1 protein-coding gene is annotated in these 525 nt (G+C 66.1%); it reads left to right on the plus strand.

The window, feature by feature from the left end; all coding sequences use genetic code 11:
* Positions 1-146: 146 nt before the first annotated feature.
* On the plus strand, positions 147-525 hold a 379-nt coding region (locus CTZ28_RS46520; RefSeq protein WP_310887666.1), incomplete at its 3' end, for an AfsA-related hotdog domain-containing protein.

The raw sequence follows: 525 nt of genomic DNA on the forward strand, positions 1-525 counted from the left end.
ACCGCTAGAAATTAAACCGGTTGGTATGTATCTTTCGAGCCGAGGGCATACAAGCCATCACTCGCCAGCGGAGCCCAGGGGGAGCAATGTCTGCGAGCACGTTTCACGTCGAACGCCCGGCAATCGCCGCTTATCAGGCGGCATTCATGGCGGAGCCACGGCCCTATCTGGCCGCCCTCCGCTATCCCACCCTGACGACCACCGTGCCCAAGGAGCTGGTGCACCGGGCGGCTGTGGCCGAGGTCATGCTCACCGGCTGGCAGCGGGAAGACGACACCCGTTTCCGGGTGGAGGCGCAATGGCCGCGCAGCCACAGCTTCTTCACCCCAGTCGACGGGGAGTACCACGACCCGCTCATGGCCGCCGAGACGATCCGCCAGGTCGGAGCCCTCCTCTCCCACGCCGAGTTCGGCGTGCCCTTCGGCCATCAGTTCCTGATCCGGGAGATCGGCCTCACCGTCCATCCGGAGCACCTCAAGGTCCGCCAGGCCCCCGCCTCCCTCGACCTCGAGATCACGTGCGTCG

The sequence above is a fragment of the Streptomyces shenzhenensis genome (assembly GCF_003688995.1).
GTDB classification, from domain to species: Bacteria; Actinomycetota; Actinomycetes; order Streptomycetales; family Streptomycetaceae; genus Streptomyces; species Streptomyces shenzhenensis_A.